This window comes from Oligosphaera ethanolica, assembly GCF_030814695.1.
Classification (GTDB): Bacteria; Verrucomicrobiota; Lentisphaeria; order Oligosphaerales; family Oligosphaeraceae; genus Oligosphaera; species Oligosphaera ethanolica.
In genome coordinates, this window is sequence record NZ_JAUSVL010000001.1 from 1,230,223 (window position 1) to 1,252,302 (window position 22,080).

General features: G+C 60.8%; 14 protein-coding genes. 8 read left to right on the plus strand and 6 right to left on the minus strand.

Translation table 11 applies throughout. The features are described from left to right. The first annotated feature begins 218 nt into the window (after positions 1 to 218). The 4 genes from J3R75_RS04260 (at position 219) to J3R75_RS04275 (ending at position 6,381) form a co-directional block, all read left to right on the plus strand. Complete coding sequence (locus J3R75_RS04260; RefSeq protein ID WP_307260109.1) at positions 219 to 1,049, plus strand: polyphosphate kinase 2 family protein; 831 nt, start codon at positions 219 to 221, stop codon at positions 1,047 to 1,049. A gap of 143 nt (positions 1,050 to 1,192) precedes the next feature. Further along, positions 1,193 to 3,268 (plus strand): DUF6785 family protein, encoded by a 2,076-nt coding sequence (locus tag J3R75_RS04265; RefSeq protein ID WP_307260110.1) that lies wholly within the window; start codon positions 1,193 to 1,195, stop codon positions 3,266 to 3,268. Positions 3,269 to 3,349: 81 nt separating this feature from the next. Continuing rightward, complete coding sequence (gene pheT, locus J3R75_RS04270; protein ID WP_307260111.1) at positions 3,350 to 5,743, plus strand: phenylalanine--tRNA ligase subunit beta; 2,394 nt, start codon at positions 3,350 to 3,352, stop codon at positions 5,741 to 5,743. A 62-nt stretch (positions 5,744 to 5,805) separates the two neighbouring features. Further along, positions 5,806 to 6,381 (plus strand): elongation factor P, encoded by a 576-nt coding sequence (locus J3R75_RS04275; protein WP_307260112.1) that lies wholly within the window; start codon positions 5,806 to 5,808, stop codon positions 6,379 to 6,381. A gap of 981 nt (positions 6,382 to 7,362) precedes the next feature. Here J3R75_RS04275 and J3R75_RS04280 read toward each other — a convergent pair. From J3R75_RS04280 to J3R75_RS04305, 6 genes are all read right to left on the minus strand, one after another. Next, positions 7,363 to 9,807 (minus strand): hypothetical protein, encoded by a 2,445-nt coding sequence (locus J3R75_RS04280; protein ID WP_307260113.1) that lies wholly within the window; start codon positions 9,805 to 9,807, stop codon positions 7,363 to 7,365. Positions 9,808 to 9,897: 90 nt separating this feature from the next. Then, positions 9,898 to 10,623 carry a peptidylprolyl isomerase gene (locus J3R75_RS04285; RefSeq protein ID WP_307260114.1) on the minus strand — a complete coding sequence of 242 codons (726 nt, stop codon included), beginning with the start codon at positions 10,621 to 10,623 and terminating at the stop codon, positions 9,898 to 9,900. Positions 10,624 to 10,782: 159 nt separating this feature from the next. Beyond that, a complete protein-coding gene (locus J3R75_RS04290; protein WP_307260115.1) occupies positions 10,783 to 11,634 on the minus strand; it encodes a metal ABC transporter permease in 852 nt (283 codons plus the stop codon). 23 nt (positions 11,635 to 11,657) lie between these two features. Beyond that, positions 11,658 to 12,443, minus strand: coding sequence for a metal ABC transporter ATP-binding protein (locus J3R75_RS04295; protein WP_307260116.1), 786 nt, complete (start codon positions 12,441 to 12,443; stop codon positions 11,658 to 11,660). Between the two features lie 18 nt (positions 12,444 to 12,461). Then, complete coding sequence (locus J3R75_RS04300; protein WP_307260117.1) at positions 12,462 to 13,358, minus strand: metal ABC transporter solute-binding protein, Zn/Mn family; 897 nt, start codon at positions 13,356 to 13,358, stop codon at positions 12,462 to 12,464. Positions 13,359 to 13,428: 70 nt separating this feature from the next. Beyond that, complete coding sequence (locus tag J3R75_RS04305) at positions 13,429 to 14,949, minus strand: YihY/virulence factor BrkB family protein (RefSeq protein ID WP_307260118.1); 1,521 nt, start codon at positions 14,947 to 14,949, stop codon at positions 13,429 to 13,431. 215 nt (positions 14,950 to 15,164) lie between these two features. Here J3R75_RS04305 and J3R75_RS04310 point away from each other — a divergent pair, with 215 nt between their 5' ends. The 4 genes from J3R75_RS04310 (at position 15,165) to J3R75_RS04325 (ending at position 22,059) form a co-directional block, all read left to right on the plus strand. Continuing rightward, positions 15,165 to 18,011, plus strand: a complete 2,847-nt coding sequence (locus J3R75_RS04310; protein WP_307260119.1) for a hypothetical protein — start codon at positions 15,165 to 15,167, stop codon at positions 18,009 to 18,011. A gap of 878 nt (positions 18,012 to 18,889) precedes the next feature. After that, positions 18,890 to 19,339, plus strand: a complete 450-nt coding sequence (locus J3R75_RS04315; RefSeq protein WP_307260120.1) for a Fur family transcriptional regulator — start codon at positions 18,890 to 18,892, stop codon at positions 19,337 to 19,339. Positions 19,340 to 19,399: 60 nt separating this feature from the next. Continuing rightward, the gene (locus J3R75_RS04320; protein ID WP_307260121.1) at positions 19,400 to 20,050 is read left to right on the plus strand and encodes a metallophosphoesterase family protein; all 651 of its coding nucleotides are present in this window, start codon (positions 19,400 to 19,402) and stop codon (positions 20,048 to 20,050) included. Beyond that, positions 20,041 to 22,059, plus strand: a complete 2,019-nt coding sequence (locus J3R75_RS04325) for a glucuronyl esterase domain-containing protein (protein WP_307260122.1) — start codon at positions 20,041 to 20,043, stop codon at positions 22,057 to 22,059. Before J3R75_RS04320 ends, J3R75_RS04325 begins: the two co-directional genes overlap by 10 nt. Positions 22,060 to 22,080: the final 21 nt, after the last annotated feature.

The following is a 22,080-nucleotide window of genomic DNA, read 5'->3' on the forward strand; positions in this document are numbered from 1 at the left end:
CCCCGCCTTGATGCCCTCGCTGCCGCCCGGCGCACGAGCCCCTTGCGGCCAAGGTGCCTTCCCGGAGCCGACCACGGATGCCGGCCCAACGCCCCCGCTATGCCGCAAATGACAATAAACACCTAGCGCAGGACGTCATTGTCCGTGTAGATTAGCCACAGACTTCACGCCGGATGCGACAAGGCTGCCGCAGCAACCACCACCCCATGGAGGACGCAATGTCAGATAAAAATGCCGCCCGCAAATGGCGCCAGCAGTTCCAGATCCGCGAAGACCAAAAAGTGTCCTACCGCAACTTCCGTCCCGACAGCACACCCGGTTTGGATGGCAAGGAGGAAGCCCTGGCTCTTCTCAACAAGAACATCCCAAAAATCAACGACCTGCAGGAGCGGCTATACGCGGAAGGCAAGCAGGCGCTGCTGGTCGTCCTCCAGGCCATGGACACCGGCGGCAAGGACGGCACCATCCGCGCCGTTTTCGGCCCGCTCAACCCCCAGGGCGTACATGTCAGCAACTTCAAAGCGCCATGCGGCCGGGAACTCACACACGATTACCTGTGGCGGGTGCATCAGGCGGTGCCGGCCAAGGGCATGATCGGCATCTTTAACCGCTCGCACTACGAAGACGTGCTCATCGCCAAAGTGCGGGAGCTCGCACCGAAAAACGACATCCAACAACGCTACCGCCAAATCAATGATTTCGAGGCATACCTGGGCGAAAACCACGTCCGCGTTATCAAATTCCACCTCTGCATCAGCAAGGACGAACAACGCGAGCGCCTCCTCAGTCGCCTGCAAACAACCGAGAAAAACTGGAAATTCAACCGCGGCGACCTCGCCGAGCGCGCTCTGTGGGACGACTACGAAAACGCCTACGAGCGGGTACTAAAACGCTGCTCACCCGCCAACGCGCCCTGGTACGTCATTCCCGCTAACAAAAAATGGTATCGCAACGCCGTCGTCAGCCAGATCATCCTGGATACCCTGCGAGACATGAAGCCGCAGTTTCCCGCGGCGGAAGCCGATCTCGATCAGGTAGTCATTGACTAGGAGCCTTTAAGCCGTTATTTTATGGCTTTCCCCTGCCCTCACCGCTGGTGTTGCCAGGGAGTTTTTGTGCTCAACAGCTGTCCTTAGCGACCGCACGGGCGGTTTCTTCTTCAACCAAACACAACTACAGGTACTTCCATATCATGACAGTACGCGGCATTATTCTGGCCTTTCTCGGAGCGATTTTCATTGCCGCCGGCGGTTACATCAATGACTGCGTGCTGTCTCTGGAGAGTTTCACCAACGGCCAGCTGATTCCCATTATCGTTGTGGGGTCGCTATGCCTGTTTGTGCTGGTCATCAATCCCCTGCTGGCAGCCCTGCGCCCCCGGCTGGCGCTGACCACCGGCGAACTGGCCCTGATTGTCGTTCTCTGCAGTGCCGCCTGCAGCATACCCGGTCGCGGTCTCTTTGAGCAATTCACTCACACCATGGTGATGCCCTACCATTGGAACCGCGTCACCCCTGGCTGGCAAGAAAATAACATCCTCGGCTACGCGCCCAAAAATGCGCTCGTCGACGTCAATGAGGACAACTACGACCAGGTGGTGGGCACCTACATCATGGGCGCCCCCCGGGGCGCCAAGGCACCCCCGAACATCGTAGCGTCGCTGGTGCAGAAATGGCAACGCGTGCCGTGGGGCGCGTGGGGGCCGCCGCTGCTTACCTGGGTGCCCCTGGTCCTGCTCAGCGCTCTCGCGTCGGTGTGCCTCGCGCTGATCACCTACAAACAATGGGCCGCACACGAATTCCTCAGTTTCCCCATTGCCGAATTCAATGACAGCCTCATTGAACGCAAGCCCGGCGACCTCCTGCCGATCATCGCCAAAAGCAAGCTCTTCTGGCTGGGTTTCATCCTGCTACTGGTCATTCGCATCAACAACGGCCTCTGCGTGTGGTATCCGGATTATTACATACCCGTGAGGCTGAGCTGGAGCCTGGCCCCCTTTGCCCAAGTCTGGCCCGAGCTCTTCCGTGTGCCCTACGGGTCTTCCCTGCTCAATCTGTCCTTCTTCCCGCTGGTCGTGGCCTTCGCCTTTTTCCTCAGCACGGAAATATCGCTGACGCTGGGCATATCCCAACTCTGCTGGGTGTTTGTGGCGCTGCCCATGGTGAGCGTCGGCATGAATCTATCCACCGACTGGGTCGGCGGCTGGCAGGGCTGGCAGCGCGCGGGCGCCTACATCGCCATGTTTGTTATGCTCATGTACACAGGCAGGCATTTCTACACTCATCTGCTCAAAGCCGCGTTCAGCCCCGGCGCCGTCGCCAAGGACCAGGAGAACCGCTCTTACATCTGGGCAATGCGCATCCTCATCCTGGCCTTCGTCATCATGACCTACCTGGTCTGGCGCCTAGGCTTGGAGTTGCCCTACGCGATCATCACCATCGGGTTGATGCTCCTCTCCTTCGTGGTCGTTTCGCGCATCAGCGCCGAAACCGGCCTGTTCTTCGTCCAGCCCCGCTGGACGACTTTTGGGCTGCTTACGGCCGGCCTCGGCAGCTTCGCCTTCCCGCCGTCGGCGCAAGTCATTTGCGGCCTGGTCTGCATCATGCTGTGCATTGATCAATGCCAGGCGCTCATGCCCTATCTGACCAACGGCCTGAGGTTGGCCGACCGCACGCGCATCCGCCCCGCCAAGGTCGCTTCGCTGACCATGCTGATGTACGCCGTGGCCTGCATCATCGGCCTGCTGGTCCTGCTGGTGGCCGTCTATGAATTCGGCGCGCCGACCAACATGGACTGGCCCTACAAACGACTGCCAACCATGGCCTTCCGCTCAGCCCTGCCGGAAGTCATGCAACTCCAAGCCATCGGCAGCCTGGAAGAAGCACTGGACATGCCTTGGTGGCAGCGCCTGGCCCGGGTCGCCCCAAAAGAAAATTTCCTCGGCGCCTTCATCTTCGGCATTGTCGCCGTTTTCTTCTTCAGCTTTTTGCGCCTGCGGGTGCCCAAATGGCCTCTGCATCCCGTGATGTTCCTCCTCTGGGCGACCTATCCGATGCAGATGACCTGCCACTCGTTCTTCATTGGCTGGATGATCAAAAAATCGGCGATTCGCTTTGGTGGCGTGCGTATGGCGAAAGTACTGCGGCCACTCATGGTCGGCATCATCGCCGGCGAAGTCCTAGCGGCAGTGATCTTTATGATTGTCGGCGTCCTATATTATATCAACACCGACCAGAAACCCCTGCCCTACCGCTGGTTCCCCCGCTAAACGGCAGCCAGACGTCGTCACCAACCGGCGTTCTCAACATTTCACCAGCTCCCGTTCCCCATCAGCTTGGATGATCCTGCAATGAAAACATCAGTCAACTGGCTCCGCAACTACATCGACATTCCCTGGGCCCCCAAAGAACTGGCTGCCCGCTTGACCGCCGCCGGCCTGGAAGTCGAGGGCATCGAATTTACCGGCCAGATCCCCGCCGGCGTCATCGTCGCTGAGATTCTCGCGCGCAGCCCCCACGCCAACTCGGACCACCTGAGCATCTGCACCGTGAACGCCGGCCAGGGCGAGCCGCTGCAAATCGTCTGTGGCGCCCCCAACTGCGATGCCGGCCAAAAGGTCCCGCTGGCCACCGTCGGCACCCAATTCGGCGATTTCCAGATCAAGAAGGCAAAAATCCGCGGCGTCGAATCCAGCGGCATGCTCTGCTCTGCCCGCGAACTAGGCTTGAGCGACGACCACAGCGGCCTGATGATCCTCCCCCCCGACACGCCGCTGGGCATTCCCCTAACAGACATCGTCGAGCAGGACGCCGTCATCGACTGGGAAGTCACCCCGAACCGTCCGGACTGGCTTTCGCACGTCGGCATTGCCCGCGAGATTGCCGCCGTCGCCCAGCTGCCGCTGCGCCTCCCCGCACCGGCAATCCGCAGTCTGCCAAACAGCTCGGTCCACGACTGCGCCAAAGTGAGTGTACTTGACAGCGACCTTTGCCCGCGCTACATCGCCCGGGTCTTCAAGAACATCAAGGTCGGCCCCTCGCCGGACTGGATGGTCAAACACCTCGAAGCCGTCGGCCTCCGCGCGGTCAATAACGTGGTCGACATCACCAACTACGTCATGCTCGAATTCGGCCAGCCCCTCCACGCCTTCGATCTCACCACCCTCGCCGGCAGCGAAATCGTCGTCCGCCGCGCCAAGCAGGGCGAAGAGATCACCACCCTCGACGGCACCAAACTCAAACTCAGCACCGACAATCTGCTCATCGCCGACCGCGACAAGGGTGTCGCCCTCGCCGGTATCATGGGTGGTGAAAACAGCATGATCACCGACGCCACCACCACGGTGCTGCTGGAAGCGGCCGCCTTCGACCGCTCCAATGTCCGCGTCAGCTCACGCACCCTCGGCATCGCTACCGACAGCTCCTACCGCTTCGAACGTGGCGTCAGCCCCGAAACCACCGCCGCCGCCAGCGCCCGCGCCGCCACCCTCCTCTGCGAACTCTGCGGCGCCGACCAGGTCGATGGCATCATCGACTGCTATGGCAAGCCTTGGCAATGCCCCGAAATCACGCTGCGCGTACAACGCTGCAATGCCCTGCTGGGCCTCAGCCTGGACGCCACGGCCATAGCCTCCTGCCTGGAACGCCGCGGTCTGAGCATCCTCATGCAGGACGCCGAGACCATCACTGCCCGCGCCCCGGCCTGGCGCTTTGATCTCCACGCCGAACACGACCTCATCGAAGAGGTCGCCCAAATCAGCGGACTGGATGCCATTCCCGAAGCGCCCGTCGCCGCCAGAATCAGCGGCACCATGAAAGACGACCGCTTCCTCCCGCTGGAGGAAATCCGCGGCGAATTCCAGGCACTCGGTTTGGACGAGATCATCAACTACAGCCTGTGGTCCTTGCCGCAGTGCCTGCAGGGCACGGCCTGCAGCGAGGAAGAGATCATCAAGGTCGACAACCCCATCAGCATTGACACGGCTTTCCTGCGCCCAACCCTGCTGCCGGGGCTGATGCAGGTCGTCGCCCACAACATCGCCCACAATGAGCACAACCTGCGACTCTTCGAGCTCGGCCGGGTCTTCCGCAAGAACAACGGCCGCCACAGCGAAGGCCTCCAGGCCGCCATCGCCATCACCGGCAAACGCCACCCCGAGCGCTTCGGCAGCGACCTGGCTGCCACCGTAGATTTCTACGACCTCAAGGGCATCCTGGCCAGCTGGCTGGAAGCACGCCGCCTGACAGACTGCAGCTGGCAGAGCGCCGAAGCGCCCGCTTGCAAGCCCGGCGCCTGCGCCACCTTAACAAGCAAGGGCAAAACCATCGCCACTTTCGGCGAAGCCGCCACCGTCCTCACCAAGGGCATACGCCTGCGCGCCCCGCTCTTTCTCGCCCTGATCGACGTGGACGCCCTCCTCAAACTCAAAGCCGCGCCACCAGTATACACCCCCATCGCTCAGTTCCCCGCCACCAGCAGGGACATCTCCTTCGTCGCCCCGGCCGGCCTCACCCACCAGACCATCGTCGCGACCATCCGCGACCTGCAGCTGCCGCTGGTGGACCGCATTGACCTCTTCGATATCTTCAGCGACGAAAAAGTCCTGGGCAAAGACCGCTGCAGCCTCTCTTACTCGGTCACCTTCCGCCATCAGGAACGCACGCTTACCGACGACGAGGTCAACGCCCTGCAGACGACCATCCGTAGCGCCCTGGCCGAAAAACTCGGCGTCGAGCTGCGCTAAAACATCCCCACCCCAAGGCCCCCCTCCCTAGCACCATCCCCTGCCTCCTCCAAGGAACGCCTATGCTCGTCAAACAGTTCAAATCCGGCGGCGTCATCAGCATCAACGGCGCCCCGCACGTCATTGAAAACGTCGAAAAACACACCCCGTCCGCCCGTGGCGCCGCGACCATCTACAAGGTCCGCTGCCGTAATCTCATCACCCAAAGCAAAACCGACCTCACCGGCAAAGGCGAAGATAACTACGGCGAACCAGACTTCCGCCAGTGCGAAGTCCAGTTCCTCTACAAAGAGGGCCGCGACTACGTCTTCATGGACCTCAACAACTACGAGCAGATGCCCCTCGCCGAGGAAATTGTCGGCGATGACAAATACTACCTGGTGGAAAATCTCGAAGGCGTTTCGGGGATGATCCTCGAAGAACGCCTGGTGGGTATACGCCTCCCTGATGCCGTCGAACAGCGCCTCGCTGAATGCGATCCGGCCATCAAAGGCCAAAGCGCCACCGCCCGCGGCAAAACCGCCAAGACGGAAACCGGCCTGTCCATCCAGGTCCCAGAGTACATGGAACAGGACGACTGCATCCGCATCGATACCCGCACCGGCAAATTCCTCGGCCGCGTCGGCACCTCATTCTGAACGCTGACCAAGTGACCAGCGCCCACACGCCAAGTCATTAATCCACCAGTAACCGGTCAGTGTACACCCCGGCGCTTCGCTGGGACAATTTGCAGGAAACCCACGGCCCGCCGCCGCCCAGCCATCCGACCTTGATTTCCGCCGACCTTTGCGGCAGCGTGTTTCATAGGAGTGATTGATAATGGCCGGTCTCAGAGGACGACTGGGACCATGGGACGACTTGGCGACTGCGCGCACTGGGGCGAGGACTCACAGACACATGAGGCATGGTCCCATGGATTGGACCGTGGGGACTTTCTGGACCATGGGGAAGGACGCCTTGGACACCGGGGACCGGTTGTGGACAGCTTGGACGCCGGGGACTGACTGGCGTCCCTTATTATTACCTGGCTGCACTTGGCCGATCTGGCATTATATTGCCGCATAGCGGCAGAAGCGCTGAAAGCGCGACGCATACCAGCCCAGGGCAAGCGGCGCCGAAGGCGCGCGCCGCCCTGGGTGGCGCGCCCAATATGGCCGTGTTCCTCGGCCTCTTTGGCCCCGGTCGGCGCAGCTGACTGGGGCCAAAGAGGCAATGGAACTCATTGATTGCTGCGGCGGGCACGTTTGCGTGTGGCTGTTTGGAGGTCGGGTAAGGTCATGATCCCAGGCGACGGTGCGGGCGGGACGCCCGCACCACGGCCGGGAGACGGGCGCGCGACGCATACCAGCCCAGGGATAGAGCCCACGGCGCAGACAAAGGGTTCGGAACTACTGTGTCAAGTCTCTCTTTCTATCACAAGATTTCGCACATTACCAACATTTATGAGGGGCATCGACTACTCATACTATTATGAGCAGGAGGACATCGTTACCGGACGTGACCACCCATGAGGTTACGATTCAGCCTACCACTGTTACAGGATGACGCGCCGGAAAACTCGCCACAGGGCGTCAGATGACATGCAGCCGGAGCAAGGTGCAGCCACTTTGGAGTCAGTCTTAATTGGCAGCCTGCCGGCGTTGGCGGAGCAACTCGTTGGTCTGCTTGAGCAGCTGCAGCGGTACGGTTCGCTTCAGCTCCCTGATCTCATCGCGCTGCTGGCGCAACTTTGCCAAGCAGCCCTCGTAGGCAGCCGCAGCCGGCGCCTGTTCCTGCTTGAGCTGCACGATCAATTCGGTGTCCACATCCAGCCCCTGGCAAAGCACATAGCAACGGCTGAGCTGCTCCAGAGCTTCCGCTGCATCGCCGTCCTTGCTATAGCGCGCGGAGGTCTCGGCCAGAAACAGCGGATAGCGGTTGAGGTGCTGCAACAGATGCAGCGCCAGCACCCGCAGACTGTCCCGCCGCGCCCAGTCAAGCATCTCGCCGGGCGTCCACACGCGGTCATAGCGCAGGGTCGGCTCCGTGCCCTGCGACTGCAACTCGCTCACGTCGTACACGCGCCGGACTTCGCTGACGCGGACGTCGTTGAAGGGATGGGATTCCTCCTGCATAAACTTCTTCGTGTAGAACTCATTGACCTCCACCAGCGTCGTCACTCCCGGCCCGCGCAGATTGAAAAAAACTCGCACCTGCGCCAGCCGTTCGACCTCGCGGATGCGGATTACCTGCTCGTAGATGTCCTGGATGTAAATGGTTGGCGACTTCTGTCGCGGCGTCTGCGGCTCCTGCGCGTCGGGCTGGTAGTCGGGATTGGCTTGCCTTTTGACCTCGCCAGCGTAGCGGACCGTGCGCATGGTCTGTCGCTCGGCACTCTCCTTGCCGTCGAAATTGGCCACCACGCCGCCATAGACCGTGTAGCCCCAGGGCGACGTCGTCATGCCGGGTTCCACCACCCGCACCTGCTGCGCCATGCCGAAGGACTCCAGGATCGCCCGCATCTCGGTTTCGATATCCCGGGCGTAGGTCAGCCCCACCCCCGGCGTCGCCGATGACATGTCGTTCACTAGCAAGGTCCGCTGCACATAACTGTCGTTTATCGTCTGCCGGGACTTTGCCAGCAGTGCCTCCATGCGCTTCACCTGCTCCAACAACGCCTCGGGCCACTTGTCCCGACCGTTCACGATGGCACTCATCTGTTGCAGCATGATGCATAAGGCCAGGCTAAAACCATGCTTGTTGTTGATGTTCGCTGCCCGTTCCGCAGCCGTCAGCAGCTCATCATAGGCCAGTGGCAGCATCTGCATGTACTCAGCCGTAAGCTCATCACGCAAGGTATCACCGATGGTCTTGATCGTCTCGCCGGACGCGTTGTTGCTGAAATACAGCTCAAGATCACGGCTCGCCTCCTGCGTCAGCGTTTCCCGCCCGAGCCGGAAATGCTCGGCAGCATCCCAATACTCGTGACGGCTCACCAGAGCCTGAAACGCGCTACGCCACAGCCCGGAACGCAAAGCCGCCGCCGATGCCACCAGCCGGCGGACGCGCTCATCGGCCCTCCCCAACGCCGGCGCGAAACGCAGATCCTGGCGGTAGCGCCGCAAACAATCCGATATCTCTTTTTCCAGCGCGTTCAAGGCCGCCTGAATACCGGTGTCGCCGCCTGTGGCACTGCCTGGCTGCCAGCTTTTCTGCAGCTGCGCAATGCGCCCGTCGAAACCATCAAGGGTAGCGGCGGTGAAACGGTCGGGAAGTTCATCCCATAGTGCCTGCAGGCGCCCAATGGTTTCGGTATCGCCGATCACGGTGAGATTCGTGTCCAGGGGCAATTCCTCGCGGACTTTCTGCAGGGTATCCAGCGCTTCTATGCCCTTGCCACCAGCGCTGAGCAGCTCGGCGCTGGCCATGGCGGCCTTAATCCGCCCAAGTGCTTCCAGTTGTGCACGCGCCATGGTCAATGCGGATATCATTTCGCCGCGTTGAAAATGGGCCGGGTCCGGCACCGTCAACGCGCTGCGCTGCAGCCAGGACAGAAACGCCTGCCGGTCTTTTGCTGGCAATTTGCGCCAGTAACGATCTTGATCGACTTCTGCCGCCGTCAGCTCGCAGGGTATGGGCACCTGCATGCCCGCCAACGCGGTGTCAACCAGCCGCAGGCCATCCTCAACCGAGCCATAGGCCGCCAAAATTGCGCTTTCCTGCCGCAGTACCGCGCCTTCGCCAAGTACAACCAAGGGCGACGTGGTCGTGGTCAGACGCTCCGCCCACAGCCGGAAAAGTTCCGCCGCCGCCTGGTCGCGAATCTGCTCAACTGTACGTGACAGCTCCACAGGTGCCGTTTGTGTCGCCGTCGCCGACAAATACCAGGTCATCAGGGCATAGCGATGCGACGCGGGAGTCTCCACCGGAAAAACTGGCTGGAGAGCGCTATTGATCCGCTCGAAGCCAGGAGGCTGCCTGAGCCCAAAACTCAGGCAGGACGCCAGCAGCGTCAGCAACGCCGTCAATGCCAGCAGCCGTGTCGCCCGGCTGCTACGGCCTCTGTCTTCTTTCGTCTGTCTCATACTGACGCTGTTCACCCTTCACATCCTGGGTCCATACCGGGCATGCTCCCGGCCATGCCGCGCACATATTGGCCAATGAGCGTTACCGCCTCAGCGGAGCTTCTTAACGCTATACTCGTGGCCACGCTTGCTCACGACCTCAATATTGAATCGAACGTCCTCTTTCGGAGTGCCCGAGTCAGAGCCGATTTTTTCCAAACGGTCAAGGACCTCAAGCCCTTCAATCACTTTGCCGAACACCGCGTGACGATTGTCTAGATGCGGCGTCGCCGTGAAGCAGATGAAGAACTGGCTGCCATTGCTGTTCGGGCCTGAATTGGCCATGGACAGGATGCCCCGGCCAGTATGGCGAAGCTTCGGCGAAAATTCGTCAGCAAAGCTGTATCCCGGTCCGCCAGTACCGGGACGCCCCTGCGCATCGCGCTTGGAATGGGGGCAGCCGCCCTGAGCCATGAAGCCGCTGATCACCCGGTGAAAGGACATGCCCTTATAGAAACCGCTTTCGGCCAGCGTGATCATATTTGCCACCGTGTTGGGCACGTCGTCCTCATACAACTCCACCAGCATATCGCCCTTTGCCGTGGCTATGCGGATAACCGGATTGCCGGTCGCTGCGAGTTTTTCACCGTTCATTTCACTAATCTCCTGCTTTTTGAATTGAAACACGCCACTATCATTGACCACCGTCACGTGATCGTCCTTGACCACAACCTTGCCTTCGTATTCCTTGCCGTTGAGCAGCTTGATGCGGTCAGCGTGAGCCAGACCGACCACCAACAGCAACGCAACTACAACCATCCGTATCACTGCCTTCATCGTGCTTTCTCCATTTTTCCTGTACCACTTGCTGCCATTCCGACCTGTGCTGCGGCATACACCCGGCTAACCGCCGAAGCATGCTGCCGCCGGAACGCGAAACGCAAACTGTTAATCTACTCCCCCGGCAGGCTTAGGGCAAGGATGTCCACGCATGCATCAGCGCCGCCAACGGCGCCACAGCCAGCGCGATATCGCCGCCAGCAAGTAGCCGGCGCCGGCCAGCTCAACAATGGTCGCGCCAACCGGCAAATTCGGCCCATAACTGACATAAAGCCCACCAAAGGAATAGGCGAAACACAAAAACACCGACAGCAGCATGATCCCGCCAATGCGCCGCGCAAACAACGCCGCCGTAGCCACCGGCAAGACCAGTAACGCCAAGACCAGCACAATGCCGACGACCTGCGACAACAGGGCTACCGTCATGGCCGTCATGACCTGCAAGACCAGCGACACCCATTCCGAGGAAATACCCCGCAGGCGCAAATTCTCCTCATGAAAGCACAGAGCCAGAAAGCGCGGATGATATATCCAGGCGAGAACGAGCAAGGCCAGCACCAGGCCAGTCATCACCAACAGATCACTCGTGGAAATCATCATGATGCTACCGAAGAGATAGCTGCTGAGATCTTCCGCATAGCCCGGCGTGATGGCAATCACGCTCACACCCACGGCGACCCCGAGTGACCATACCGCGCTCAGCACGCTGTCCTCACGCAGGCGCCCCCGCAAGGTCAGCAAACCCACCGCCGCCCCGGACAGACAGCCCGCCAGCAGCGCCCCCAACAGCGGCGTAAACCACAGCAGACCATGCACCACCTGCAGATAACGCGCCAGGCCAATCCCCCCCAGCAGCGAATGAGACACCGCGCCGACCATGTAGCTGCGGCGCTGCGCCAGCACATAACTGCCGATCACGCCGCAGATCACCGCCGTCAACGCCATGCCCAGCACGGCACGACGGAGAAACGCCGCCGCCGCCAAGTCTTGCCAAAAAGATCCGTCCATCGTCCTCCGTCACTGCCTGCGCATTAGGATTCCCGGTGTTCGCCAAGATGGGGCGTCAGGCAGGAAACGCCCGCACTGTCAACCGGACAGGCTTCGTGTTCCAGCCGCAGCCATTCGCCATCCGCCAGCGCGCTGGTCTGCAGTTCGTCCAGGCAATGCATGGCCGCCGTTCGATTCACACAGATCACGTGGCTGGCATAGGCCTCGACAATCTTCAGATTGTGCGATACCAGCACAATCGTCAGGCGGTGATTGAGGTCCCGCAGCAAGCTGTAGAGGCGGTGGCGACTTTCAGGATCAAGATTCGCGCCGGGCTCGTCCAACAGCAGCAGCGCTGGCTCGGAAGCCAGTGCCTGGGCAATCAGCACCCGCTGCCGCTCGCCTCCCGATAAGGCCGAGAATGACCGGCCGCCATAGCTATCCAGCCCGACATGCGCCAGCGCTGCTTGCGCCGCCTCGCGGTCGGCGCGCCGGTAGGGCCCAAAACGGTGCCGCTCAACCCGCCCCATAAGCACCACGTCCAGGACCGTCGCCGGGAATTGCGCATCGACATGCAGCGCCTGTGGCACGTAACCCACCAACCGTCGCGCCGCCGCCGGACTGCGACCAAAGACGGCAATGCTGCCGAAGCGCGGCGTGAGCAAGCCCAAAATGAGCCGGAGCAACGTGGTCTTACCGCCCCCATTGGGGCCCACCACCACCGCGAAAACGCCCGCCTGCACCCGCAGGTTGATATTATGCAGCACTTCTTCGCTGTCGTAAGCGAAACACACGTCGTGAATTTCAATGACCGGTACTGTTTTATCCATATTCATCCCGGCGTCCGGTTATTTACTGTCGCTTTGGGCATCACGGAGCACGGCGGCCATGCGTTCCAGACCGGCAATATAGGGATCCGGCAGGGGGTCCCACTCCCGCACCTGCACGCCCAACGACTGGGCGAGGCTGCGCGCCGAGCGCTCATTGAACTGCGGCTGGACATATATTGCCCGCACCCGCTTCGCCCGCGCCAGTCGCAGCAGCGCCGCCAACTGGCGGGCGCCTGGCTCTTTGCCCTCGTGCTCAACCGTGAGCTGCTCCAGGCCATACGCATCCAGAAAATAGCCAAAGGCGGGATGAAACACCATCACCGCCGTGCCCCGCAGGGGCGCCAGCTGCCGCTGCAACCGCTCGTCCAGCTGCCGCAACTCGTCACTATAGGCACGGCCTCGCGCCCGATACCCATCGGCACCCGCCGGGTCCAACCTACACAAGGCCGCCATCACATTTTCCGCATGACTGATCATGTTCTTGACACTGAGCCAGACATGGGGATCGGGCTCGCCGGCTGCGTGACCGTGCTCGTGCGCGTGGTCGTGTCCGTGGTCCTCCTCGGGTGCCTCGGCAGCCGTCAGCTGCCGCAGAGTCATGCCCTGGCGCAGGTCAATGACCGCAACCCCAGGAAAATTCTTGCGGACCTTCGGCAGCAGGGCTTTTTCCAGCGGCGCCCCGATGCACAGCAACGCTCGCGACCGCGACAACGTCACCAGACGCCGAGCATCTGGCTGGTAGTATTCCGGACTGGCCCCCGCCGGCACCAGTGCCTCCACGCGCACAGCGTCGCCACCAATGCGCTGTACGGCCTCCAGCTGCGGAACCACGCTGACAAAAAGCACCATGGGGTCAGCAGCGACAACACAGCCCAGCACCAGTACCTGAAATAAGTAAAGTATTCGCAAGCTCACGATCACCCCGTCGTATCTGGTTGGCCTTTGCGGCTGTCGCCGACCGCCGGCCGTCTTGTCACCCATGCACTCAGCTCCGAGTGGAAGCCGCCTGCGTTTTGTCAATAAGTTTGGCGAAACTCAAATTGCCGAGATTCTGGCTGAAATCGCCGTACACCGCCTGAATCTTCTTGGACAACTCGGCGGGCAGCAGTTGCAGATAGTGCTTGGTCTCGCTGCCTTGGCCCTGGCGGAACGCCTCATCCACATCGGCCGATGTGATCGTGGCGGCATCGCGCCCAGGAACATACAGATATTCGCGGTCACTCGGACCTTCGACCCGCGCCAGCACGCCGGCTTTGCACAGGACATTGACCACGTAGCTCAGGATCCGCGTCGGCACACACTTCTCCCGGCCAAATTCGCTGGCATTCCAGCCACCACCGACGGTCGCAAAGTGCTTGCAGACCTCGTAGGTCACCGCCAAACCGAGGAAAATACAAGCGCCGGTGCTAGCCCGTTCGGACGCTTTCTCCAGGTGGATGGTCCGATGATTCTGGATGGCAAAGCTCACCTCGGCACCAAACAGCACGATGCTCCAATTTGCGTACAACCACGCCAGAAAAAACGGCACCGCCGCAAAGGTGCCGTAAATCGTGTTGTACTTGGTCAATCCAACCTGCAACCCCAGATACGCCCACTGCACCCCGAACCAGGCAATGCCGGCAAACAGCCCAGCCATCAACGCCGGAAAGATCTTCACCTTGGTGTTCGGCATGAAAATGTAAAAACAGGCAAAACCAAGCAGCACAAAACAGGCCCCGACAATCCGCACCAGGCGCTCAAACAACCACGCCACCGCACCAAGATTCTCCTGCAAATAAAACACAAACTTATTGGACAGCAACAGCGTGTTGACACTCGTGGCAACCAGAAACACAATCGGGACGAAAATCAAGACTACCAGATATTCGCTGATCTTGTGCAAAAAGTCCCGCCCCTCGTTGACCCCCCAGATGGCGTTGAGACTGTCCTCTAGCTTCGCCATCGAAAAAATCACACTGGATACCAACAACAGCGACCCCACCAAACCGAGGGCCATGAAGTTGGTGTTCTCAACGTAGGTAAACACGGTAATCAGCGCCTTCTGCATCGGCTCCGGCAAGCGTTGGGAAATCTTTACCTCCACCGCGCCATTCGCACCATTCGCCGCGCCACCTTCCACCACCCGGTATTCCCAGGGCGGGCGGTGCGCCAACGCCGTTTCGCCGATGGACTCGCCGGCCGGCAGGTCCGGCACGGGTGCAAGCTCGACCTTCTCAATCCCCAGGGTGTCCATCAGATGCTTCTGCATCCCCAGTCCCTTGGAAAAGGACAACATGATGGCCACCATGGGCACCAGCGACACCAAGGTGATGTAGGTCAAGGCCGATGCCTGCAGACTGCAATGATCGCCTTGGAAACCACGCGCCACAATCATGCCAATACGGCACAGCGAAAACAAAAACCGCCGGCCAAACGGCTGGTCGGCGGTCTCCTGCGTCCACACTTCTTCGCGGAAAAAGCGCTGCCCGTCCGCGATCATGCCTTTGATCGATTTGAATTTACTCACCGTCTGCCCTCTTGCGTTCTTTATTGCCAGCCGGTTCGCTCCAGACATAGCCGCAGCTACCCGCATATCCCTATCCCACCGCTTTTGTCACGAAAAAAGCATTCTGAATATAAGGGCCGGTCCACCTTGCCGCAACCCAGCCCCGCAATTACAGTATGAGGCTGGTTTCCCCCGCAAGCCGCGACCCACCACGACCCCTTCAGGAGAATCCCCCCATGTTCACACGCACCCTCGCGACACTGAGCACCATCTTTGCCTCCATAACCATCGCCGCCCAGCCCGACTGGACTCTTGCTCTCAACCGCTCAACTGGCGGCACCGTTAAGTACCGCGACCAGCAAATCATCTCCTTCACCCCCGGTCTCTTCTACCCCGGCTGGACCGGCACCAGCATCAACGGCTTTGACAGCTCCCGCCTCGAGGACAGCGCCCTGCACGGCAAAACCACCCACAACAACGTCACCTTTACCTCCGATCTCACTCTTGAAACCATCAACGAAAATACCCAGCTGCTCAGCTACCAGCTCGCAACCCAGCAGGACGTCGTTCTCAACAGCTTCTACGTCGGCTTCAATTTCCCCGCCAGCGTCCTCCTCGGCCACAACTACCAGATCGACAATCAGCCCGCCAAAGCCTTCCCCGCCGCACTCGACCAGACCCGCATCGAATCCGGCCCCGTCACCCGCATTGCCGTGGAAACCACCGGCGGCACCGTCGTCTTCTCCTTCCGCCAGCCAACCAATATCCTCCTCCAGGACAACCGCCAGTGGTCTGACAGCTTCGTCATCCGCGTCGGTAATGACAGCAACGACAGCCCGTGGAAAGCCGGCGACAGCATCGCTTTCGACCTCGAACTGCAGTTCCCAGCCCCCTTCACCCTCAATCGCCCTGAACTGACTGTCATTACTGCCGGCGAAGACTGGATTCCCCTCGACACCGTCCTTGGCATCAAACCCGACTCCGCGCTCGATTTCTCCGCCATGAGCTACTTCGACGCCCCCGCCGGCAAACACGGCTGGGTCAAAGCGGTCGGCAAGCACTTCGAATTCGCGAATCTCCCCGGCAAGGCCCAGCGCTTCTACGGGATCAATTTCTGCGGCAACGGCCAGGTCAATCCCCACGAACAGGCAGCCGAACTGGCCGAACGCCTCCAGCGCCTGGGATACAACACCGTCCGCTTCCACCACCACGAAAACAGCATCATCGACCGCAGCAACGGCCAGTCCACCAAGCTCAATCCCGACGCCATGGACAAACTCGACTTCTTCTTCGCCGAACTCAAAAAACGCGGCATGTACTCCACCACCGACATGTACGTGTCCCGACGCGTCTACGCCGGCGAAATCTGGCCCGGCGCCACCGGCGAACTCGACATGCGCGAATTCAAATATCTCGTCCCCGTCTGCTCCGCCGCCATGGCCAACTGGAAAGAATTCTCCCGCAACTTCCTCCTCCACAAAAATCCCTACACCGGCCTGACCTACGCGGAAGACCCCGCCATGGCCTGGCTCTCCATGATCAACGAGGGTACACTCGGCATCAACGCCATCAGCGCCCGCGATGACCGCGTCAAAGCACTTTGGCTCGACGCCTGGAACGCCTGGCTCACCAAAAAATACGGCAGCAGCAGCGCCCGCAACCAGGCATGGGAACTCGATCTGCCCGAAGCCTTGACCGAAATGCTCCCCAAAGACGCCAGCGACGCCGCTGTCCGCGATGTCAATATCTTCTTCCTCGATACCCAAAACGCCATGTTCGCCGAAATGAAGGCCTTCCTCCGCGACGAACTCGGCTGCCAAGCACTCCTCACCGACATGAACTTCGGCGGCAACGCAGCGTGGATGCAACTGGCCCGCAATAACTTCGACTACGTGGATGACCATTTCTACATCGATCACCCGTCCTTCCTGGAAAAACGCTGGAGTCTGCCGTCACGCTGCCCGAATCAAAGCGTTGTCGCCCGCGGTTCCATCGGCGGCGATCACAACTCCTTCACCCGCCTGCTCGACAAACCCTTCACCATCACCGAATACAACTACTCCGGCCCCGGGCGCTACCGCGGCGTCGGCGGCATCCTCACCGGCTGCCTGGGCGCCATTCAGGACTGGGCCGGCATCTGGCGCTTCGCCTACGCCCATGGCAACAGCGCCATCTTTAAACCATCCATCACCAACTACTTCGACATGGTTCGCGACCCACTCAACCAGGCCGCCGAACGCGCGACTCTCTGTCTCTATCTCCGCCAGGATATGCTCCCAGCCGCCAAAACCATCGCCATCACCATGCACCCCGACCACCTCAGCGAACACCCCGACCGCCCTGAAGGCGGCCTCGCCCCAGCCTGGCGAGCACTCAACGCACACGCGCAGGTCGGAGCATTCATCGCCACCGCCAATACCCCCGTGCCTGCCGATGTCAGCATGGCACTGAGCAGCAAAGCACCTCAAGCGAACAAAAATATCGCCGGCGATGTTCTCGGCCAGGACGGCAAAACCGCCCTGAGCAATTGGCTGCGCGAGGATAAATGGCTCCCCGAGGGCAACCTTACCGACCTCGACGCTAGCCCCTCGCCGCGCCAATCCCCCAACAAGCAGCTCACCATCGTCCCCGCCGAGGACACCATGATCCTTGACACCGCCCGCACCGCCGGCGCCTACGCACCCGCCGGAGCGACCATCAACACCGAAGCCGCCCGCATCACCATCCTCGATACCGACGCCACCGTCTGGGCGTCAAGCCTTGACGACAGCCCCCTGGCCACTTCGCCCCACATCCTCGTCACCCACCTCACCGATCTGCAGAACACCGACGCCAGCTTTGCCGAAAAAGAGCGCCAGACCCTCCTGAGCTGGGGAAAACTCCCCCACCTTGTCCGCAACGGCCGCGCCAAGGTCCTCATCCGCAGCACGCGCCCAGGCACACCAAAAGCATGGGTCCTGCGCACTGACGGCGAACGCGTCGCTACCCTGCCCGTGACCAAAACCACCGAAGGCATCGAACTCGATCTCGCCGTCAAAGGCCAAAACGGCGCCCAGTTCATCTACGAACTGCTCTGGGAATAGATAACCCGTGTAATCATAATCGGTGGCGTCCATAGTGTCCATAGCGTCCATAGTGTCCATAGTGTCCATAGTGTCCATAGCGTCTATAGCGTCGTCCATAGCGTCCATAGTGTCCATAGTGTCCATAGTGTCCATAGCGTCCATAGCGTCCATAGTGTCCATAGCGTCCATAGTGTCCATAGCGTCCATAGTGTCCATAGAAACGCCTAGCACTCCATCGAGCGACGCAACTCGGGGATATGCAGAGCGTGGCACACTGTACCGATTTTGGCCGATTTGGCATTTTATTACCGCGAAGCGGCAGCAGCGCTGAAAGCGCGAAACATACCAGCCCAGGGCAAGCAGCGCTGAAAGCGCGCGCCGCCTTGGGGTACATGCCCTCTACGCTCCTGTTCCATTGCTTCTTTGGCCCCAGTCAGCTTCGCCGACTGGGGCCAAAGAAGCAATGGAACTCGCTTTTCTTGCTTGCTATCTTGCACCCCTTCTGGTTGTGCATGGACCTGGAAGACGCGTCCCAGGGGGTGCGTCTGCGGCGCACACCTTGGCTGGTATGTTGCACGCTTTCAGCTGGCCTGGCTATAACTGTTATATGTAATTATCGATCAGCCACTAAAGTGCAGCTAAAAATGGCCACAATCCCGCCATAGCAGAATCGTTGCAGCAACCGCAAGCTTATTCCTGCCTGAACAGAACCTTTCGCTCTGACACTATATGCCATATGTAACCAAACGCCGTGTACTGCAATACCAGCTTGTCGCCCGTTGGCTATTTTTTTCGTGATTTATTACCCCTCGCAGCCTTGATTTTTTTATTACGATGCAGCATCTTATGTTCTCCTGTATTGATCTTTAACAACCCCATACCGGTAGAAGCTTAACATGGTTACTCTCAAGGACTTCCAATCGATCTGCCTGGAAAAAGGTCTGCGCGCGACGCAACAGCGCTATGAGATCTACAAGATTCTTGCCGGCACGACCTCACACCCCGGAGCAGAAGAGGTCTTTAAACAGGCCAAGGCCATCCAACCCATGTTGTCTTTCGACACCGTCTACCGCACCTTGGGTGTTTTCGTCGACAAGGGGATCATCTCCCAGGTAGAAATCCTGGCCGGCAAAGTGCGCTTTGACGGCAATCCATCCCCGCACCCGCACGCCATCTGCACGGTATGCGACAAGGTCGTGGACTGCCATCACATGACCAATCCCCACCCCAAGGACTACTCCGACGTGCCGGGATTTGCGACCGTCCGTTCCGCCCACCTCGAATTGCGGGGCGTCTGCCAGGAATGCGCCGCCAGAAACACCCACCGCCAAGCTGTCGCCCAATAATAACGGCTCAACGCCAGAAACTGGCCGTTCTGTTGTTTACCAGGCAGTCGAGGTGGTGTCATGCGCATCCTTTTTATCTCTGATCTTCACGGCCAGTGCAGCGCCGTAACGGCGCTGCCAGAAGCCGACCTGCTCATTGTCGGCGGGGACTTCACCCAATTCGGCTCAGTAGAGGACGTCGCGGCGGTTCTGCACAGCGTCCGCATACGCCCTGAGCCCTGCCTGGCCGTGCTGGGCAATCTCGACCCCGAGGCCGCCAACGCCCTGCTTGACGAACAGGACATGTCCCTGCATCTCCAACAGCGGCAATTCGGTGGCCGCCGTCTCTTCGGCATCGGCGGCGCCAACGCCACCCCCTTCAACACCCCCTACGAATGGGGCGATGCTGACATGGCGGCGCGGCTGGCGGCAAGCCACTCCAACGCCGGCCCGCTGGACATCCTCGTCTCCCACGCCCCGCCGCGCCAATCCGGCGCCGACCGCATTGGCAACGGCAGCGCCGTCGGCAGCCAAGCCGTCGCCGACCTCGTTCAGCGCCGTCTGCCTCCGCTGGTTCTCTGCGGCCACATCCACGAAGCTGCCGGCATCTATGCCTTCGCCGGTGCCATCATCGTCAACCCCGGTCCCTTTGGCCCCCAGGGCCATTATGCCTGCATCGACTGGCCGGATGGCCAGAACGCGCCCGCCACGTGGCTGGCGCAATGCCGTTAAATTCACCCACCCACTTCAGCACCAACCACCCGAGCATCAGCATGTCACTCATTACTATCATCGGCCGGGGCCACTCCGGCACCCGCGCCATCTCCAACACCCTGGCCGCCAGCGGCGTGTACATGGGCGAGCCCCTCAATGGCTCCTGGGACCTCGTCCCGCCGCAGGATATGTACGACGCCTGCAGGGTCTTCGCCAAATACGTTGACTGGCGCGGCGGTCTCAGCTGGGACTGGCAACGGGCTTTCGCCGCCGAACCCCCACCCGAGTTCGTCCGCCTCATCAAGAGCTACCTCAAGTCCGTTCTTGCCAGCAACGCCGAACACAAGGGCTGGAAGATTCCCGAAACTACCCTCTGCTTCCCCTGGATCCACAAGCTCTTTCCCGAAGCCAAGTACATCTTCTGGATCCGCAATCCCCGCGACTGCATCATCGGCAATCATGTCACCGACGACATGCGCCACTTCGGCATCGACTATCCCGACACCGTTGATGAACGCGAACGCCGCGCCATCTCCTGGCGTTACCAGTACGACCTCGTCAAAGCCTGCGCCAAACCCGACCAATGGATCGAAGTGCGCCTGGAAGACTTCGTCCTCAAGCAGGACGAAACCCTCAAACGCCTGGAAACATTCCTCGGCTTCCCGCTCGTGAAAATACCCGTCAAACCCGAAGCCGTCGGCCGCTGGCTCATTGACGACCAGGACACCAACACCCGCACCAACTACTACGATATGTTCGAGCCAGCCATGCGCGAATACAAGTACGAAATGCCCGCTGCTACGGCAAGCAAGACGGCAGCCTTCACCCCGAACTACGAAGAAACCAAGGTCCCGGCCTACACCCTGCCCGAACTCCTCCGCCGCAACAACGGCACCGTCGTCGAAAACAAGGAACAATGGCCGGCGCGCCGGGCCGAAATCCTCGATGTCATCGCCAGCCAACAGTTCGGCCGCATGCCCACCAAACAGCTGCCCTGCCGCTTCACCGTCGTCGAAGAAGGCGAGGCCTTCGCCGGCAAGGCCCGCCGCCAGCAGCTCCGCGTCTTCTTCAGCGATGCGCCACAGCCCGCCATGGACCTCCTCGTTTACAGCCCCAAAAACGCCAGCGGGCCCGTCCCGGCCTTCCTCGGCCTCAATTTCCACGGCAACCACACCGTCGCCGCCGATCCCGACATCATTCTCGCCGCCGGCTGGTACCGCAACAACGCCGATTACGGCGTCAGCGACAACAAAGCCAACGCCGCCAGCCGCGGCAAGGCCACCGAAACCTGGTCCGCCGAATACCTCGTCGAACAGGGTTTTGCCCTCGCCACCGCCTACTGCGGCAGCATTGATCCCGATGTCGACGACGGCTTCCACAATGGCGTCCACCCGCTCTTCCAGGCACCCGGCTGGACCGGCCGCGCCGACGACGAATGGGGCACCATCGGCGCCTGGGCCTGGGGACTCAGCCGCGGCCTCGACGCCATTGAAAAACTCTGCCCAGCCATTGACGCCAAGCGCGTCGCCGTCATCGGCCATTCGCGCTTGGGCAAAACCGCCCTCTGGGCCGGCGCCAACGACCCGCGTTTCGCCATGATCGTTTCCGTGCAGGCCGGCTGCGGCGGCGGTGCCCTGGCCAGACGCCGTTTCGGCGAAACCATCTGGCGCATCACCACGGCCTTCCCGCACTGGTTCTGCCAGAACTACAACCGCTACCAGGACGCAGAAGCGACCATGCCCTTCGATCAGCACATGCTCGTCGCCCTCGCTGCCCCGCGCCCCCTCTACATCTCCAGCGCCGCTGATGATCTCTGGGCCGACCCCAAAGGCGAATTCCTCGCCCTCAAAAACGCTGAGCCGGCCTACGCCCTCTTCGGCAAAAATGGCCTGGGACGGGACGTCCTGCCGCCACTCAACACCCCCATCGGCGACAACATCGGCTACCACCTCCGCCCCGGCAAACACGCCGTCACCCGCTACGACTGGGAAGCATACGTCGCCTTCGCCAAAAAACACCTCGGCTGATACCCCCCACCCCGCCACGGG

Bases quoted from the DNA above. Each gene is read 5' to 3' on its own strand.
- J3R75_RS04260 (WP_307260109.1), top strand. From the start codon at position 219: ATGTCAGATAAAAATGCCGCCCGCAAATGGCGCCAGCAGTTCCAGATC.
- J3R75_RS04265 (WP_307260110.1), top strand. From the start codon at position 1,193: ATGACAGTACGCGGCATTATTCTGGCCTTTCTCGGAGCGATTTTCATT.
- pheT (WP_307260111.1), top strand. From the start codon at position 3,350: ATGAAAACATCAGTCAACTGGCTCCGCAACTACATCGACATTCCCTGG.
- J3R75_RS04275 (WP_307260112.1), top strand. From the start codon at position 5,806: ATGCTCGTCAAACAGTTCAAATCCGGCGGCGTCATCAGCATCAACGGC.
- J3R75_RS04280 (WP_307260113.1), bottom strand. From the start codon at position 9,807: ATGAGACAGACGAAAGAAGACAGAGGCCGTAGCAGCCGGGCGACACGG.
- J3R75_RS04285 (WP_307260114.1), bottom strand. From the start codon at position 10,623: ATGAAGGCAGTGATACGGATGGTTGTAGTTGCGTTGCTGTTGGTGGTC.
- J3R75_RS04290 (WP_307260115.1), bottom strand. From the start codon at position 11,634: ATGGACGGATCTTTTTGGCAAGACTTGGCGGCGGCGGCGTTTCTCCGT.
- J3R75_RS04295 (WP_307260116.1), bottom strand. From the start codon at position 12,443: ATGGATAAAACAGTACCGGTCATTGAAATTCACGACGTGTGTTTCGCT.
- J3R75_RS04310 (WP_307260119.1), top strand. From the start codon at position 15,165: ATGTTCACACGCACCCTCGCGACACTGAGCACCATCTTTGCCTCCATA.
- J3R75_RS04315 (WP_307260120.1), top strand. From the start codon at position 18,890: ATGGTTACTCTCAAGGACTTCCAATCGATCTGCCTGGAAAAAGGTCTG.
- J3R75_RS04320 (WP_307260121.1), top strand. From the start codon at position 19,400: ATGCGCATCCTTTTTATCTCTGATCTTCACGGCCAGTGCAGCGCCGTA.
- J3R75_RS04325 (WP_307260122.1), top strand. From the start codon at position 20,041: ATGCCGTTAAATTCACCCACCCACTTCAGCACCAACCACCCGAGCATC.